Annotated in this window: 14 protein-coding genes; 9 read left to right on the top strand and 5 right to left on the bottom strand. The window is 46.3% G+C overall.

The window, feature by feature from the left end; all coding sequences use genetic code 11:
- Nucleotides 1-41: 41 nt before the first annotated feature.
- The gene (locus tag CAG64_RS21580; protein ID WP_021705295.1) at nucleotides 42-230 is read left to right on the top strand and encodes a hypothetical protein; all 189 of its coding nucleotides are present in this window, start codon (nucleotides 42-44) and stop codon (nucleotides 228-230) included.
- 409 nt (nucleotides 231-639) lie between these two features.
- On the opposite strand, the gene CAG64_RS21575 is transcribed toward CAG64_RS21580, so the two are convergent.
- Entirely contained in the window at nucleotides 640-1212 is a 573-nt protein-coding gene (locus CAG64_RS21575; RefSeq protein WP_161457922.1) for a PhnA domain-containing protein, read from the bottom strand.
- 252 nt (nucleotides 1213-1464) lie between these two features.
- On the opposite strand from CAG64_RS21575, the gene CAG64_RS21570 reads away from it, so the two are divergent.
- Nucleotides 1465-2547 carry a site-2 protease family protein gene (locus tag CAG64_RS21570; RefSeq protein ID WP_161457926.1) on the top strand — a complete coding sequence of 361 codons (1083 nt, stop codon included), beginning with the start codon at nucleotides 1465-1467 and terminating at the stop codon, nucleotides 2545-2547.
- Nucleotides 2548-2581: 34 nt separating this feature from the next.
- Here CAG64_RS21570 and CAG64_RS21565 read toward each other — a convergent pair whose 3' ends face one another.
- Complete coding sequence (locus CAG64_RS21565; RefSeq protein WP_161457923.1) at nucleotides 2582-3370, bottom strand: M48 family metallopeptidase; 789 nt, start codon at nucleotides 3368-3370, stop codon at nucleotides 2582-2584.
- A gap of 84 nt (nucleotides 3371-3454) precedes the next feature.
- On the opposite strand from CAG64_RS21565, the gene CAG64_RS21560 reads away from it, so the two are divergent.
- From CAG64_RS21560 to CAG64_RS21545, 4 genes are all read left to right on the top strand, one after another.
- On the top strand, nucleotides 3455-3901 hold the full coding sequence (locus tag CAG64_RS21560) for a hotdog fold thioesterase (protein ID WP_161457924.1): 447 nt from the start codon (nucleotides 3455-3457) through the stop codon (nucleotides 3899-3901).
- 2 nt (nucleotides 3902-3903) lie between these two features.
- Nucleotides 3904-4137, top strand: coding sequence for a DUF3389 domain-containing protein (locus CAG64_RS21555; RefSeq protein WP_161454788.1), 234 nt, complete (start codon nucleotides 3904-3906; stop codon nucleotides 4135-4137).
- 77 nt (nucleotides 4138-4214) lie between these two features.
- Complete coding sequence (locus tag CAG64_RS21550; protein WP_161457925.1) at nucleotides 4215-5957, top strand: SgrR family transcriptional regulator; 1743 nt, start codon at nucleotides 4215-4217, stop codon at nucleotides 5955-5957.
- The gene (locus CAG64_RS21545; RefSeq protein WP_021705288.1) at nucleotides 5917-6168 is read left to right on the top strand and encodes a hypothetical protein; all 252 of its coding nucleotides are present in this window, start codon (nucleotides 5917-5919) and stop codon (nucleotides 6166-6168) included. The genes CAG64_RS21550 and CAG64_RS21545 overlap by 41 nt, the downstream gene beginning before the upstream one ends.
- A gap of 360 nt (nucleotides 6169-6528) precedes the next feature.
- On the opposite strand, the gene CAG64_RS21540 is transcribed toward CAG64_RS21545, so the two are convergent.
- Nucleotides 6529-8664 (bottom strand): TonB-dependent hemoglobin/transferrin/lactoferrin family receptor, encoded by a 2136-nt coding sequence (locus tag CAG64_RS21540; protein ID WP_161489361.1) that lies wholly within the window; start codon nucleotides 8662-8664, stop codon nucleotides 6529-6531.
- 248 nt (nucleotides 8665-8912) lie between these two features.
- Between CAG64_RS21540 and CAG64_RS21535 the strand changes: the two genes are divergently transcribed.
- Nucleotides 8913-9800: a LysR family transcriptional regulator gene (locus CAG64_RS21535; RefSeq protein WP_021705285.1), complete on the top strand. Its 888-nt coding sequence runs from the start codon at nucleotides 8913-8915 to the stop codon at nucleotides 9798-9800.
- Nucleotides 9801-9881: 81 nt separating this feature from the next.
- Here the strand turns inward: CAG64_RS21535 and CAG64_RS21530 are convergent, their stop codons facing one another.
- Entirely contained in the window at nucleotides 9882-12572 is a 2691-nt protein-coding gene (locus tag CAG64_RS21530; protein WP_161457296.1) for a bifunctional acetate--CoA ligase family protein/GNAT family N-acetyltransferase, read from the bottom strand.
- Between the two features lie 218 nt (nucleotides 12573-12790).
- On the opposite strand from CAG64_RS21530, the gene CAG64_RS21525 reads away from it, so the two are divergent.
- Together CAG64_RS21525 and CAG64_RS21520 are read left to right on the top strand one after the other, a co-directional pair.
- Nucleotides 12791-13360 (top strand): SPOR domain-containing protein, encoded by a 570-nt coding sequence (locus CAG64_RS21525; RefSeq protein ID WP_161452379.1) that lies wholly within the window; start codon nucleotides 12791-12793, stop codon nucleotides 13358-13360.
- Between the two features lie 161 nt (nucleotides 13361-13521).
- Entirely contained in the window at nucleotides 13522-14520 is a 999-nt protein-coding gene (locus CAG64_RS21520; protein ID WP_161448633.1) for a D-alanine--D-alanine ligase, read from the top strand.
- A gap of 1 nt (nucleotide 14521) precedes the next feature.
- Here the strand turns inward: CAG64_RS21520 and CAG64_RS21515 are convergent.
- A partial coding sequence (locus CAG64_RS21515) for an integrase (protein ID WP_161448631.1) occupies nucleotides 14522-15479 on the bottom strand: 958 nt, incomplete at its 5' end.

The raw sequence follows: 15479 nt of genomic DNA, 5'->3' as shown, positions 1-15479 counted from the left end.
TCCCATCAAAACAAGTTAACTATTTGAACCGAGAGGCAATTATGGCTCAAGCAATGCAAATAAGCACAATCGCTGCAAGCACCTCTATGGACAAAAAAACCTACGCGGTTAACTTCAAAGGACTGATTGCACATCTACTGGATATTCTGTTTGTAGACAATACACCACGTACTTATCACGCATGTGATTTGTCTGGTCACCTGCAAAGAGATATCGGCCTGTCTCGTTAGCATCACAGACAGACTCAATAGATAGCTCGAAAACCAGCTCACGAATGAGCTGGTTTTTTTATTTGAAAGCGAAGCCAAAACCCCTGACGGTCTTAATCTGTTTTGGAGACGACAGGAAAGGGAACGGACAGCAAAAAAGCTATTTATTTTGGCTTGGGTGACGTTTTCGCTTGGAGCCGCAGAATGGGTTTACGCCGGTGAAAATAGAGGGATGCATTTTCAGCATGATTTTGTCGCTTTGGGGCGACAACAACAAAACGGCAGGATGAAGTAGCCGTTTATGTTAAAAAAGGAATAACAAGGCGCAGTGATTGTTGTCTGACTGACTCATCCAGGTGAAATTCGTCCGGTTCGGAGGGGGGTAAGCGAAGCGTGCTGGAATGAAAGGCGCCGAAGCGCCTTTTAAACATTATTTCTTACGGCAGTATTCTGCAATGACATACATTGCCTGACCGTTCACCTTGCCCTGAATATGGGTTGGATCCGTGTCAGAAACGTTGATGTTGCGAACAACCGTGCCTTGTTTAATCACCTGGCTTGAGCCTTTGATTGGCAGGTCTTTGATGATAGTAACATCGTCGCCTTTTTTCAGTTCAGCGCCATTGACATCAAGCGGTTTTTCCTGGTTTTCATCCAGACCTTGCTCCGCCCATTTAGCAACTTCTTCGTCCATGTACATCATGTCAACCAAGTCTTGCGCCCAGCCTTCACCAGCAGCGCTCAGACGCTTAAGCTGACGCCATGCCATAACTTGTACCGGAGCTTCCTGGCTCCACATACTGTCGTTCAGACAGCGCCAGTGGTTTACGTCTACCGTTTCTGGGTTTTCGATTTGACCTTTACAGGTATCGCACAGCATCACTGCATGATCGACAGTAATCTGAGAGTGTGGAGCGACAACAAATGGCGCAAGAGGAGATTCTGCACCACACAGTTCGCATTTTGAGCCACAGCGTTCTAATAGAGTTGTTTCAGTAGACATAGTTACCCACCTAATAAAAATTGTGAGGCGGTATTATCCACTTTACGCACAGAAAATAAAGGGGTATTGGGACGATTACGACGCGATTGTTACGTAAAATACACAAATACGTTCAGTATTTATGCCTAATAACCCTCTGTTTTATAATGAAATGCTTGTCCTTTTGTTGCGTTGTCACTTTTTGTGGTTGGCTTTACCAGACAGGGACCGACAGGCATAATAAGTGGGTTAAACATTACCAGAGTGATGACATTGGAACTATTTTCAACAGAATTTTTGGGTAAGTCTCTGCGTCTGGAAGGCTCAATGGCCGGATGGCAGCAACTTTTTTGGGATAACAATCTTGTTTCTCAATTGGATGCGGATGCTGAGCGCGGACACAAGAGTTTTCATCAATTTAACCTGATTGCCGGGGAGCACGAGTTGGTGTGTGCTGTCGATGTCAGTTTGAATTGGCAACCCTTCAATATTGAGTATTCTGCGACGGTTAATGGAGAGACAGTATGCCAGGGCGCGAGAAACGAAAAAGACATTGAACGTCAGACTCCGCACACACCGCCACCTAGCGAAAAACGCTTTAGTGTGATTGGTCTGATTTCTCTGGGAATGAAAGCTCTGAAAAGCGCGAAATTGATTAAAGTCGTTTTGGCTTCCGCGAGCTTAGCGGCATATTCATGGTTATTTTCCTTTCAGTTTGCTTTAGCGTTAATTGCGTGTCTGGTATTCCATGAATACGGACACATTCGTGCTATGAAATACTTTGGTATGCAAATCAAAGGCATCTATCTCGTCCCTTTTCTGGGCGGGCTGGCGTTATCAGATGAGAAAATTAACACACGCTGGCAAGATGTGGTGATTTCCATTATGGGGCCTTTGTTCGGCCTGATATTGTCGCTTTTGCTGATGGTTGCCTACTGGGTGACCGGCAACCTGTTTTTCGCTGGGCTTGCCACGTTTAACGCTTTTTTAAACCTGTTTAATTTACTGCCGATTTTGCCACTTGATGGCGGTCATGTATTAAAAAGTATCAGTTTTTCAATGAATAGCGTGGCCGGGATTGTGATCTGTGCGCTTGCCGCAGTGGGAGGTGTAATACTGAGCTATTCGCTGGGGCTGACGCTATTTGGCTTTTTGCTGATCATGGGCAGCATCGAAATCTTTTTGGAGTGGAGGGGGAGACACCATAGTCACCTATTACCTCTGGATCGTTACGGCCAAATAGTCTCCACCGTGTGGTACATCGGGCTGGTTGCCGCATTGGTTGGCATTATTTGGTATTTCGCTTCGACGGGCGATGCTTTGTTGTCTCTGCCAATGCAGATACTTGGCACGTAAACAAAAAGAGGGAGCGGACTGCTCCCTTTTTTGACTAGCCGCAGTTAGGATGCGACACCTTATATGCGGGTAACTTTTTGATTGTATCCTGTAAGTCTTTAATTCGTGTACTGTGGGAAGGGTGTGTTGAAAGCAGCTCCGGAGGCTGCTTACCACCCGAGGCTTTATCCATGTTCTTCCATAATTCAATACTTTGGTTTGGATTGAAGCCCGCTTTGGCCATGAGATCCAACCCCATTACATCGGCTTCTGACTCTTGAGTCCGCCCATAAGGGAGGATCACACCGTACTGAACACCAACTCCGAGTGCCGCCATCGTTAATCCTTTGTACTGAGCGTAATTGGAAGCGCCGAGAGCAACGCTGGTGATCTGCAACCCGGTGTTAGCGAGTTGGCTTTGTGACAACCTTTCGTTGCTATGCTCAGCCAAAACGTGGGCGATTTCATGGCCAATAACGGTGGCGAGTTGGTCTTCATTTTTAGCCACGCCCAGTAGCCCGGTGTATACGCCGATTTTTCCCCCTGGGAGGGCAAATGCATTGACCTGTTCACTGTCAAACACGACCACTTCCCAGTTTTGGAATCCGGCTTGTGGTGGAACTTGAGACGTTACCGCTTTCGCAACACACTGGACATACGCATTGGTCTTCGCATCTTTACTGATCTTTTGATCCTGTTTCATTTGTTCGAATGATTGAGAGCCTAACGAACTCATATCTTGATCAGAAAACAGCAATATTTGGTTTCGTCCAGTTGGAGAGGCACTGCACGCAGTCAAGCCTACTGCTCCCGCCAACACCGCTAGTTTTGTCCATGTTTTCATGGCAGTCTCCATATGCAATTCACTTTTGGACAATCATAACATCTTGTTAGAATAGACAGAAATACCATAAGACGGACAAAACGAATGAGTATCTGGAAACGTCCTATCAGTCTGGAACGTCTGAACGCTACAAACAAAAATACGATGATGGAGCATCTTCAGATCGTCTACACCGACATCGGTGAAGAAAGCATCTCTGCGACGATGCCTGTGTGTCATTTCACTCATCAACCTCTGGGAATGCTGCATGGCGGCGCATCGGTTGTACTGGCTGAAACGCTGGGCTCTGTTGCTGCAAATTTCTGTGTGGATGACGACAATTACTGTGTTGGGTTGGATATTAATGCTAACCACATTCGTTCGATGCGATCTGGTTACGTCACTGGAACTGCGAAACCTATCCACATCGGTGTGTCGACTCAGGTTTGGCAAATTGAGATCACTGATGAGCGTAGTCGCTTGGTGTGTACCAGTCGTCTGACTATTGCTGTCAAAAAGACTCGCAACGCGAAACAGCAACTTAAGGTGTAACTATGGTCATTGAGTTTTCATCTGGCAAAGTTATTGTGACTGTCCATGAAGTGGTTATCCGCCTGGCTGGCGATCACCGAACGACATTGCATGCACAAACCGATGCGATTCAATTGATTGGACGCGGTGCGAACGTTATTTCTGCGGTCGGGAGTGAAACCAAGTGGTCGATTAAGCTTGATAACGAACAACAACTGCGCGATATCGCCACTGAGATCGGGTGTGATATCGAGTAATTTCCGGCACTTATTGCATATCCGGACTAAAATAAGGAAACTAGAGTAAATTATAACTAACGTGAGTTTTCCTCTTTATGGGAAGTCCAAGATTAAGAGTCCAGTTTGAGACTTTATTTGAGCACTATGACGGAAAAGATTGTGGTGTTCAGTTGGAAGAAATTACCGATATTCTGTTTTGTACCCGTCGTAACGCCCGCATCGTACTGAACAAAATGGAGGAAGAAGGGTGGATTGAGTGGCATCCTTCTCCAGGACGGGGAAAACTCTCGCAACTGATTTTTAAGCGTAGTCGGACGGATGTCAGTGAAAACCTGGCGCGGCGTTACCTGGAAGAAGGAAAAATCGGTCAGGCCTTGAGGGTGTTGGATGACGACCCAGCCAAATTGGCCCAGGTTGTTGAAAGCTATCTTGGTGTTCAGCATCAGGAAGGCTTACAAGTGGTTAGGCTACCTTACTACCGGCCACTGTCGATGCTGAATCCGTACAAACAAATGCGCCGTTCAGAGCAACACATTGCCCGTCAGATATTCAGTGGGTTGACTCGCCTGGACGAAAACGAACAGTTACAACCCGACTTAGCGCATAGCTGGGAGCAAATCAGCGCCATTCACTGGCGTTTTTATATCCGTCCCGGGGTGCGATTCCATAACGGCCATCTGCTGTCTGTCGATGTCATAAAAAGTAATTTCGAAACATTAAAAACCACGCGCTTGTTTGATCATATTGATACCGTTGACTCACCGTCTAACTGGGTTGTCGATATCCATCTGAGCAAGCCAGATCATGCTTTACCACTTATGTTGGCAGAAGCGTGCGCTAAAATATTACTTCCTGAATCTGAGCGAGCAGAAAACTTTGATCAGTTTCCGATTGGCACAGGGCCGTATAAAGTTATTCAAAATGACGAAAAGCGTCTGATTTTACAGGCATTTGATAGCTACTTCGGTTTTCGTCCATTGCTCGACCGTGTGGAAGTTTGGGTGATTGATGAAGTGCATTCGTCCATGATTTTCCCAAGTTTAAGCAGCCCGATTAAACCGGAAGGGAATGCGTTCAGTGACGAGGTCGACCTCGATCCTGGTTGTACTTATCTGCTGTTGAACCGGAAAAATGGTGCCGCCGCGGACGATAGCTGGGCATCGTACTTATGTAATAAACTCAATACGCTTAACCTGTTCAGGCAGCTTCCGCAAGATAAGATCGTGGAGCTGGGGGTACTTCCTGCTCACGGGTTAAAACCGGGCTGGTATCACCAAACACTGGCTGACGACAATGTTTTGCCGCCAGGGGTGAAGAAAATCACCATTGCTTATCACGGACAACACCCGATGTTTCCTACATTGGTTAAATTGATCGAGAGCACTCTGCGAAGAGATCGTCTCGAGGTGGAGTTGATCAAATATGATCTGACGGTTGCAGATACGCGAGATGTAGATATCTGGATTAAACCGATGGGGATCGCAAATCACAGAGACGACGCGTTAGCTGGTTGGCTGCTCGACTACAGTGATATAGAAGCTCTAAGTAAACCGGAGGATTTTGAATATTGGTCGACGCTGGTGGATGAATGGCGTGCGAAGGCACACACGCTCTTTCCAGCTAAGGCGCTGGCGAAGTCACTGGTCGAGCAGATGCAAATTGTTCCTATGTTTCATTGCTGGCTTGGAGTCAGCAAAGATCAGTGTGGCTCTCTGCAAAATGCAAAATGTAACGCACTTGGTTGGTTTGATTTCAGCCAGGTATGGGTAAAACCGGAACTATTGGGAGGGCAGTTGGATGGCAAAGCCAAACAAGAAACAACCAACGAAAACGGTTAATATCTTTTGCAGTCAATGCAAAACCCAACTTTATAAATACCGGAAAGGGGGAAAGGGCGCGCTGGTAAAGTGCTTTATTGAGCGAATTGTTTATGACTATACAAAAATGCCTTGTATCTGCCCGGGATGCGGACTGGAATTTGCTCGGCAAACTCTGATCCGTGGGACGCCTGCCTTTAAAATGGTGGGCGGGAAAGTCACCATGAAATAGTTAATTTTTGTAGCGTTTTGTGCGACTTCTGCCAGAGGATAAATGTTGAAAATAGGAACCTCATAGTGCTTTTTGATCTACGTCGATAAAAATCGTAAAAATCTCGTTAACAGGTATCTTATTTTTGTAAAGGTGTTAGACTAACCTTGTTTCTAGTTAGAAGCCCTTAATATTACTGTCCATACTGAGGTGTTGCTCATGGAGCTAGGTCTAATCATCGCTTTCATCATTGCTTCTGCTGTGATGGTTAAAAAAGAGATGGCGAGCTCAAAATAATTGATTTCATTCATCATTTTATCTTTTCCTTTCGAATGAAAACAATAAAAAGCCAGCATTGCGCTGGCTTTTTTGTTTCTGCTATCAGAATTGATAGTCTACCGAGATACCCCAATTGCGTCCCGGCTGCGACTTAATGTCTTTGCTGAAGGTTGAGTGGCTATCTGTGCCTGATACATCATTGTACAGCCAGTATTTCTTATCTAAAGCATTAAACAAGCCAGCGCGCAGTGTCAGATCTTTCATCGGTTTGTAATAGCCGGTCATATCCACAGTGGTGTAACCCGCGACATCCAGGTTATCTTCAGATTGCCAGTCATCTTTGCTGGCGACCATTTTTACGTTCGCTATCGCGCCATAATTATCTCGCTCTAATCCAAGCCCTACAACACCAGTGAGTGGGGCTACGCTATTGATTGAGTTGCCGGTTTTTTTGTCTTCACCATCTGCATAGGTTATGGACAGCCGTGTATACATTCCTTGTGGCGCGTTAAATGCACTGTCTAAATGCACAGTGGTGCTAAATTCCGCACCGTAAATGCGCACTTCGTCCAGGTTCTTCTTCGTGATGACGTCTTTTCCGCCTTCTTCACCGGTTTTTTCTTCCGTAATGAAATCACGGTAATCATTATAGAAAGCGGTAATTTCGAAGTTGGCAGACGGGTTTTGTCCACGGAAACCCATTTCATAGGCCAGGCTTTTTTCTGCTTTCAGGTCTGGGTTGGCTTCGATGATCGCACCTTGATTGTAAAAGTAGTAAAGATCGTAAACAGTCGGTGCTTTAAAGCCCTGACTGATCTGGCCAAATACCGAAAGCTGATCATTCAAGTGGTAGACCGATCCTAGACGACCGGTAAAGGCATCGTCTTTATTCGCCTTGTACGAGGTTGTGTAACCATCGTCTGTTGAAGGATCTGCCTTAAAGTTGTCATAACGCAGGCCTGCGGTCAGGATAAGCTTGTCTTGTAGGAAATACGCCTGATCCTGAACAAACAAACCCCATTGCGTGACATTGGCATCGGGAATGCCTGTGCTGCCGGGAGATACGGTACCGGCATCGAGTTTGTGATCCGTATTATCAAGCTCAAACTGATTGTAAAGGTAATTCATGCCGTAGGTGAACTCGTGTGCATTCCCCTGAATATCAACCAGTTTGGACATCTGAGTGTCAAACTGGACGGTTTTGTCTAAGGCTTCTCGTTCGCGCATACGGCGACCGTTAAAAGGGGTTGTGTCGTAGTTTTTATTCAGTGAACTCGAATCCTGATAGTTAACAGACCAGTTTAGCGAGTCAGCAAGCAGCGTGTTCATCATCATCTGATGTTCGAAGCTAACACGCAGTCGTTCATTGGTATCTTTATTGTAGTTATCCGTATACGTGAACCCAGGCATGATGCTATAGCCGTTATAGTTCAGTTCATCTTCATCATAGCGTTTGTTGTAATACTCAACCGTCAGGCCGACACGGTTGTCATCATTCACTTGGTAAAATGCTTTAGCGAGGAGGTTACCAAGCTTACTGTCAGCCGGATTCGCGGCGCCTCTGTCTGGTCCTTCAATGTCTGCTCCAGAGCTGTGTGTTTCAGTTTCGTGGCCTTGAGCGTATGTTGCCATCAACAACGTTTCTAACTTGTCCTGACGCATCGCCCAGGTAAGTGTGGTTTTGTATTCTTCATTGGCGGACATGTAACCGGATTTGATCCCAAATCGATGCTCATTTCCGTCGGTGATTAAGACATCATCAGGGTTTTTGGTTCTCAACAGAACCGCACCTCCCATGGCATCAGAACCGTATAGAGTTGAAGAGGGGCCTTTATTGATCTCTATATTCTGTAGTGTGTCCACTTCGATAGCATTGGGATACTTGCGTTGTTCACTGGCACCAGGGTTGTACGGTACAGGTTGCTGTACGCCATCAACCATGGTTTTTACACGACTGCCTTCAACACCACGAATATTAAAACCAGCAATGCCAAATCGGCCCGAACCTTCCACTTCGACACCAGGCGTGTATTGCAACGCCTGTTTGAGGTCAGTGGCTAGGGTGTCGTCGATTTGAGCAGATGAAACGGTTTCAATGGAAGAGGAGACATCCTTTTTGTTTTGTTCTGTTCGGGTTGCCGAAACCACAACTTCATCAAACAGTGAGTAGTCTTCCGCGAAGGCTGAAGGAGAAAGTGCGATCAGAATTGACGCAGACAACAATGATTTTTTATACATTTATAATTACCTTAAATCCAATTCAGGTAGAAACAACGGGCGTCATTCTATTAGATCTAAATGATAATTACTATCGTTTGCATTTGCGTAAGGCTAAATTTGTTCTTTAAGTTTGAACTGACATTCTGTAATCTGCTTTTATTACATTGACTTAGAAAATGAATGTCATAAGTTATAAGTATAAAACCAAGTCATATGTGTGATTAGAGTCACATAAAATAATCGATCACTCAATAAGGAAGCCGAACTTGCAAAGTCCAATTACGCTTGAAGCACTGCATATACTTGACGCTATCGACAGGCGAGGAAGTTTTGCTGCGGCAGCAACAGAGCTTAATCGAGCCCCATCATCTTTGAGCTATCAGATTCAAAAGCTTGAACAAGATCTGGATATTATGATCTTTGATCGTTCGGGACATCGGGCGAGCTTTACTGACGCCGGTAAGCTTATCCTTGAGCGGGGCCGGGCTATTCTGACTGCAACCGAAAAGCTGGTGCATGATGCCAGTGTGCTGGCAAATGGTTGGGAACTCGACATCACCGTCGCATTTGATGGCATCATTCCGATTCACAACTTTTTCCCTATGGTTGATGCGTTAGGCAATGTGAGCAAAACACGAGTGCGTTTACAGGAGGAAATCCTGGCGGGCTGCTGGGAATCTCTGGCTGAGGGCCGCGCTGACCTGCTGGTTTGCCCAAGAATCGATTCTTTGCCCCATGATGTGAAAGCCGAAACTATCGGTGAAATGAGTATGATTTGGGTGGCAGCAAGCGATCATTATGTGCATAAGCGTTCGGGGCCGTTTGACGATACAGCACGTGAAAAATATCGTGTGATCGCCATCGCGGATACCGCCAGAGAGCAACCCGCCATGAGTGTGAACATTTTGCAGCGCCAGCCACGTCTGACCGTTACCAGTTTTAGTGCCAAAATAGAAGCCCTGACCGGTGGTCTGGGGATCGGAACCTTGCCGTCTCATGTGGCTCAGCCCTTGATTGAACAAGGAAAGTTAAAGCAAATCGCGGATACGGATGAAACCGGTATAGAAATTATTCTGGCATGGCGACGCAATAAAATTGGTGAAGCAAAGTCTTGGTGTATCCAGTATCTGAAAAAAAATTGGAAACTGGCCTGAATTCTGCGGCGTCTTTGCCTGACACATTACCACCCGCCCCAGTGTCAAAACGACAGTGGGGTGGTGACTTTCCTAAATTTTCTATTCAGCATTTAACGGCAAGACCATATCGGCGGTACCATCCTCAAAGTGCACGTCCAGCGCAAATCCCATCTTCTGCGCCAACATCAACATGCCTCGGTTCGATGGCATGGTCATCCCCGACATTTGTTTGGTACCTTTTTTCTGACAGTAATCAATGATCTTGCGCATCAGTATCTTACCGAGACCTTTACCTTTTAGATCGGAACGAATCAATATCGCGAATTCAGCATCGGTATTCTCAGGATTAATCAGTGCTCTGGAGACGCCGAGAATCGAAGGGTGCCCTTCGATATCATGCTCGACAGCGACAAAGGCCATTTCCCGGTCATAATCGATTTGAGTCAAATTCGCTAATGCTTCGTGATTAAATTCGCCCACATCGGAAAAAAAACGCTTATATAAATCCTCTTTCGACACCCGATGAATAAACGCTGCATGATCCGGTTCATCTTCCGGAAGGATCGGACGAATTAATATTGTGTCGCCGTCTCGCAATGTCACGTGTTCTTCAAATTCGACGGGATAGGGGCGTATAGCGAGTTTTGTTTGCGCATCACCTTGATAGCGTTGCAGAACAAGATCGGCGTCCAGAATGATGAAATCATTTCCATTAGCCAGAACTGGATGTATATCCAGCCCATGAACTTCCGGGCAATCTACTACCATTTGCGAAATTCTGACCAAAAACTCTGATAGACCAGTGATATTCATTGGTTCAGGCAGCTTTTGCAGTCGGATTTTGCCACGTTTAATTGCGCGCACAATAAGATAGCGAGCCAGCGTCATATTTAATGGGGGGAGTGCCGCCTCTGCATCAAGTGCCTCATCCCACTCGGATCCACCTTGGCCAAGCAAGATCACGGGGCCAAATGTTTCGTCGGTTTTCACTTTGATTCGAATCTCTTCCCCTCCTGCTAGTTTTGCCATGCCTTGCACTAACAAGCCGTGAATATTGGCTGATGGGTAGGAAAGTTGCGTCCTATCGAGTATCGCTTGGGCGGCGCTGGCCACTTCCTGACTGTTACGAAGGTTCAGCATGACGCCCTGAACGTCAGATTTATGAGCAATATCTGGCGAGCGCAGTTTCACGGCTACTGGGTATCCGATTTGTTCGGCGATGTGCACCGCTTCGCTGGTATCCGAGGCTAACCAGGTGGGGAGCACGTTAAAATCGAAACACGCTAAAAACTTACCAATCTGATGAGTGTCCATGGATACTGTATTTTTATCCAGTAACCTTTCTTCTATCCACTTTTTGGCGGTATTCAACTCTGCAACATGAACAGGTTCGGCAGTTGTTGGCGTTTCCATCAGCTGCTTCTGGTTACGCCGATACTCGACTAAGTGCATGAAAGCGGTCACCGCGCTTTCTGGAGTCCGATAGGTTGGTATCCCGGCTTGAGTGAAAATTTGCCTGGCCGGCTTTGCGGTCAACTCTCCTGACCAGTTAGTGAGAATATTGAAACGCTTATGCCGTGGGTGTGATTTGATCGCATCGACGACTGCCAGTGCGGTGTGCTCGGAATGAGCAATCGCCGAGGGGCTGTGCATAATAAGCAGGGCATCCGCACAATCGCTGTCTAAAACCGCATTGATGGTTTTCACATAACGCTGTTGGCCTGCATCACCAACCATGTCGATAGGATTTCGATGTGACCAACTTTGTGGCAGTACATGACTGAGCTGGTCATAAAGAGGAGGATCTAAATCGGCCAGCTTGCCGCCACGCTCCAGCAAAGTGTCGACGGCCATGATCGCCGGACCGCCACCGTTAGTGATAATCGCTAACCGCTCACCACGTAGAGGGACGGCATGAGTTAAGGTCTCAACAGCGGCAAACAATTCGTGCGTATTCTTTACCCGCAGCATCCCGGTTCGGCGGATTGCTGCATCATAAATGATGTCCATGGTGTCGGCGCCGCCAGTATGAGCCTGAGCTGCCTCTCGACCCGCTTTCGTCCGACCGCCTTTTAAAACCAGGATACGACGGTTACGTGAAGCGGCACGCGCTGCAGACATAAATCGGCGAGCATCCTGAATGGTATCCACATACAGAAGGATAGCGTCAGTGTGACTGTCTGTGCTGAGGCAATCTAAAAGATCTGAAAAGTCGATATCTGCTGCATTGCCAAGGGAAATAAAAGCCGAGAATCCAATATCTTTATCATTCGCCCAATCGAGTATGGTGGTACACACCGCTGCTGATTGAGAGATAAACGCGATATTGCCTTTACTGGCTGTCACCGGAGAAAACGACGCGTTGAAGTTCAACCAGGGGAGAATCAATCCAAGACTGTTGGGGCCAAGAACCCTTATCCCCGCTTGTTTGGCAACGCGTAAACACTGCTCTTGTATAGAAAGACCGCTTGCATCAATCACGTGCATGTCGGATGACAATACCACAGCCGATTTCACACCTTTGTCTGCCAACTCACGAAAGATGTCGAGATTCCGCGATGCATGCGTACATAAAACGGCAATGTCCGGCACCATAGGAAGTTGATTCACACTCTTGTAGGCAAGCACACCACACACAGAAGGGTACTTAGGAGTAACAGGCATGATTGCGCCTTCAAAACCACCCTGGAGTAAGTTTTTCATCACAATGTTTCCTGCCCGTTCACTGTTAATGGACGCGCCTATTACAGCAACCGAGCGGGGTTTGAGCAACGCAGCGAGTGTGTTCATAATTCACCAGTAATGGCCCATTTATGACCATAGATTAACCAAAGCCAAGGCAGCAAGCTGCGCCTTTTAATATCACTGTGATCGAATGCGCATCTTTTGCGTGTCACTTTGTGTTCAAAGTCACAGGTATGCTTAGATATTTTGATGATTCGGGTTGATTCTACGCAGCTCTAACGGCATGATTTACATTAGTTTCTATTATAGGCGTTCGAGATTTCATGAAAAAATTAGCAATTGTTAGCTTGTCTTTGGGTTTGGCCGCTTGTGCCTCAGATACGTACATTACTGACGTCACCTCAGAGAGCTACCGAGAGGACTACACTACCGCTAAAGTTGAGCAGCCAGTAGTGACAAAGGACGGTACGGTTAATGGGATCACTGAAAACAACGTCGTAAAAGCCAAACCCGCACCGCAAAAACCGATGACGAAGCCACAACCAGTCGCAAAAAGCAGTACGGCTGTCGCTTTGAAACCGCCATCCGCTAAGCAAAAAGCCATGAGTTCTCGTTATGGTTACACCATTCAAGTAGCCGCTGTCGGTTCACAGAACAAAGTGGATTCGTTCGCTCGCCAACTACCAGCTAATGGCCAACCTATCTGGGAAAACTATAAAGTGGTAAACGGAACAAAGTGGTATACCGTTTTGTTTGGTGATTACGCGACTCATGCAGAAGCGCAAGCTGCGATTGCCAACCTGCCAGCCAACTTCCGGAACCTGAAGCCATTTGTGAAAAGCATCGATAAAATCAAAAACTCAGAGTTTCCAACGTTGAATAAGCTAAACTAACTGAAAGTTGACAGGAAAGGGGCGAAAGCCCCTTTTTTATGTTTAACAATTAGGCGAACAGGCTGAAACATTAAACCAAATACAGTACGACCGGTGTAAGTTGTGACTGAATTGATTATTATGGTTCCCACTTAATCGGTTGTATCACGGAAAGATTTTAAATGGCTAATACGACTATTCTTTTATTATGTGGCGGTGGCTCATCCGAGCACGAAGTGTCACTCGTTTCTGCAGACTTCGTACAAGCTCAGTTGAGTATGACTCCTGGCTTTGATGTCATTCGAATCGAAATGAAGCTCGACGGTTGGTACTGTGCCGATGGCGAGCTGGCTTATCTGGATACCAATACAGGTACAATCAACACGGATTCCTTCTCCAAGCAGGTCGAGTTTGTTGTTCCTTGCATTCACGGTTTTCCGGGGGAAACCGGTGATATCCAGTCGATGCTCGAGCTGGCCGGCATTCCTTATTTGGGTTGTGGCCCGGAAGCCAGCACCAACAGCTTCAACAAAATCACCTCGAAGCTCTGGTACGACGCCTTAGGGATTCCCAACACGCCGTATTTGTTCCTGACCGACAATAATGAACAGGCCTATGCTCGAAGCTCAGAAGCGTTTGATACTTGGGGACAGGTGTTTGTTAAAGCAGCGAGACAAGGTTCATCCGTCGGTTGTTACAAGGTCACAAATAAAACGGATCTTCAAACTGCCATTAATGATGCATTTGGATACTCCGATCAGGTTCTGGTTGAAAAAGCAGTCAAGCCAAGAGAACTGGAAGTAGCAGCTTATCAAATTGACGGCGAACTCTTTGTCACGAAACCAGGAGAAATCATCGCTCCTGAGGACGTGTTTTACACCTATGAAGAGAAGTACAGTACAGACAGCCATTCAGTCACTGAAGTTGAAGCGAAAGATCTGACGGATGAGCAGCAACGTATCATCCGGGAAAGTGCGCTAAAAGTGTTTACACATATGAAGTTGCGCCATTTATCTCGCATCGATTTCTTTTTAACCCCAGACGGTGATATCTACTTGAATGAGGTAAATACATTCCCGGGAATGACGCCAATTTCAATGTTTCCTAAAATGCTGCAGCACAATGGCCATCAGTTCCATGAGTTTTTGGCCAGTTGCGTTTATGAATCCGTTAAACGTTGATTCACTCGAGTGGTTTAAACGATAAGTAAGCCATCTTCTCAGCCTCTGCAGCCGCTTTGTTACCAGTATACTGATAAGGCATTGCAGGGCTGAGCCATCGACCAAATTCTTGAATCTCTCTGACTTTCAATCCTCTCTTAGCCAACTCTTTTGCCGCGCCTACCCGCATCGACTGACCTGAAAATTGAATCGAAACACCAATAATGTCACTGACCGAACGCACAACACGGTAAAGGGATGAGTCGTCCATCAGGCTCAATGATATATTGCCATGTCGATCGATGGCTCGGAATGCTGGTCCGGTGGAATAGGGAAGTGCGGTAAACCATTTAGTCATGCTATCCCTAGCGGGAGCACTTAAACGATACGTTTTGTCTCCGATAGAGAGTGTCATGCCCATTTCGGTATCGGAAAATTGCTCCAGATTAAGATTCCTGACTTCACTGCGTTTCAATGCACATTCGAACATCACATAACAGAGCGCGAGGTTACGTAGATCCCGAATAGACTTTGAGCGTGATAAAGCATTGTCCAACGCCCCCATATGTTTGGCGTTAAAAGCGGCAGCCTGAGTCGCATCACCATGTTTGGTTAAACGGAGACCTGACAATGCCGATTTCACCACCGAGCTTGACGTCGGATCTTTCTGAACCAATATGCGATGAATAACACTTATGGTGACGGTGTAACGTTTGAGGGTGGCGTATTTTCTTATTCTGGCTTCTTTTTCCAGAAACAAACGAACAGCTGTTGTCGAGCTGGGCAGTGATTTGACTCGTTTTGAACGACAAAACTCACTAAAGAGGTTCCAATCTTTGGTCATCGCCATCAGCGAGTTTCGAGCATATTGATGATGGGTAAGCTCATCCAAATCTTGAAGCGTGATCTCACTATTCAATTTTATTAACCAACAGGTTAATTCTTCGGAATCTGTGATCTCGGGTAGATTTTTTTTCATT

The organism is Vibrio sp. V38_P2S17PM301, from assembly GCF_009904845.1.
GTDB classification, from domain to species: Bacteria; Pseudomonadota; Gammaproteobacteria; order Enterobacterales; family Vibrionaceae; genus Vibrio; species Vibrio proteolyticus.
The sequence above is the reverse complement of the archived record's forward strand: the minus strand, read 5'-3'. Positions and strand labels throughout refer to the sequence as shown.

Coding starts and splice junctions, on each gene's coding strand:
- CAG64_RS21575 (WP_161457922.1), bottom strand. CDS start 1,212: ATGTCTACTGAAACAACTCTATTAGAACGCTGTGGCTCAAAATGCGAA.
- CAG64_RS21560 (WP_161457924.1), top strand. CDS start 3,455: ATGAGTATCTGGAAACGTCCTATCAGTCTGGAACGTCTGAACGCTACA.
- CAG64_RS21555 (WP_161454788.1), top strand. CDS start 3,904: ATGGTCATTGAGTTTTCATCTGGCAAAGTTATTGTGACTGTCCATGAA.
- CAG64_RS21520 (WP_161448633.1), top strand. CDS start 13,522: ATGGCTAATACGACTATTCTTTTATTATGTGGCGGTGGCTCATCCGAG.
- CAG64_RS21525 (WP_161452379.1), top strand. CDS start 12,791: ATGAAAAAATTAGCAATTGTTAGCTTGTCTTTGGGTTTGGCCGCTTGT.
- CAG64_RS21565 (WP_161457923.1), bottom strand. CDS start 3,370: ATGAAAACATGGACAAAACTAGCGGTGTTGGCGGGAGCAGTAGGCTTG.
- CAG64_RS21580 (WP_021705295.1), top strand. CDS start 42: ATGGCTCAAGCAATGCAAATAAGCACAATCGCTGCAAGCACCTCTATG.
- CAG64_RS21530 (WP_161457296.1), bottom strand. CDS start 12,572: ATGAACACACTCGCTGCGTTGCTCAAACCCCGCTCGGTTGCTGTAATA.
- CAG64_RS21545 (WP_021705288.1), top strand. CDS start 5,917: ATGGCAAAGCCAAACAAGAAACAACCAACGAAAACGGTTAATATCTTT.
- CAG64_RS21550 (WP_161457925.1), top strand. CDS start 4,215: ATGGGAAGTCCAAGATTAAGAGTCCAGTTTGAGACTTTATTTGAGCAC.
- CAG64_RS21540 (WP_161489361.1), bottom strand. CDS start 8,664: ATGTATAAAAAATCATTGTTGTCTGCGTCAATTCTGATCGCACTTTCT.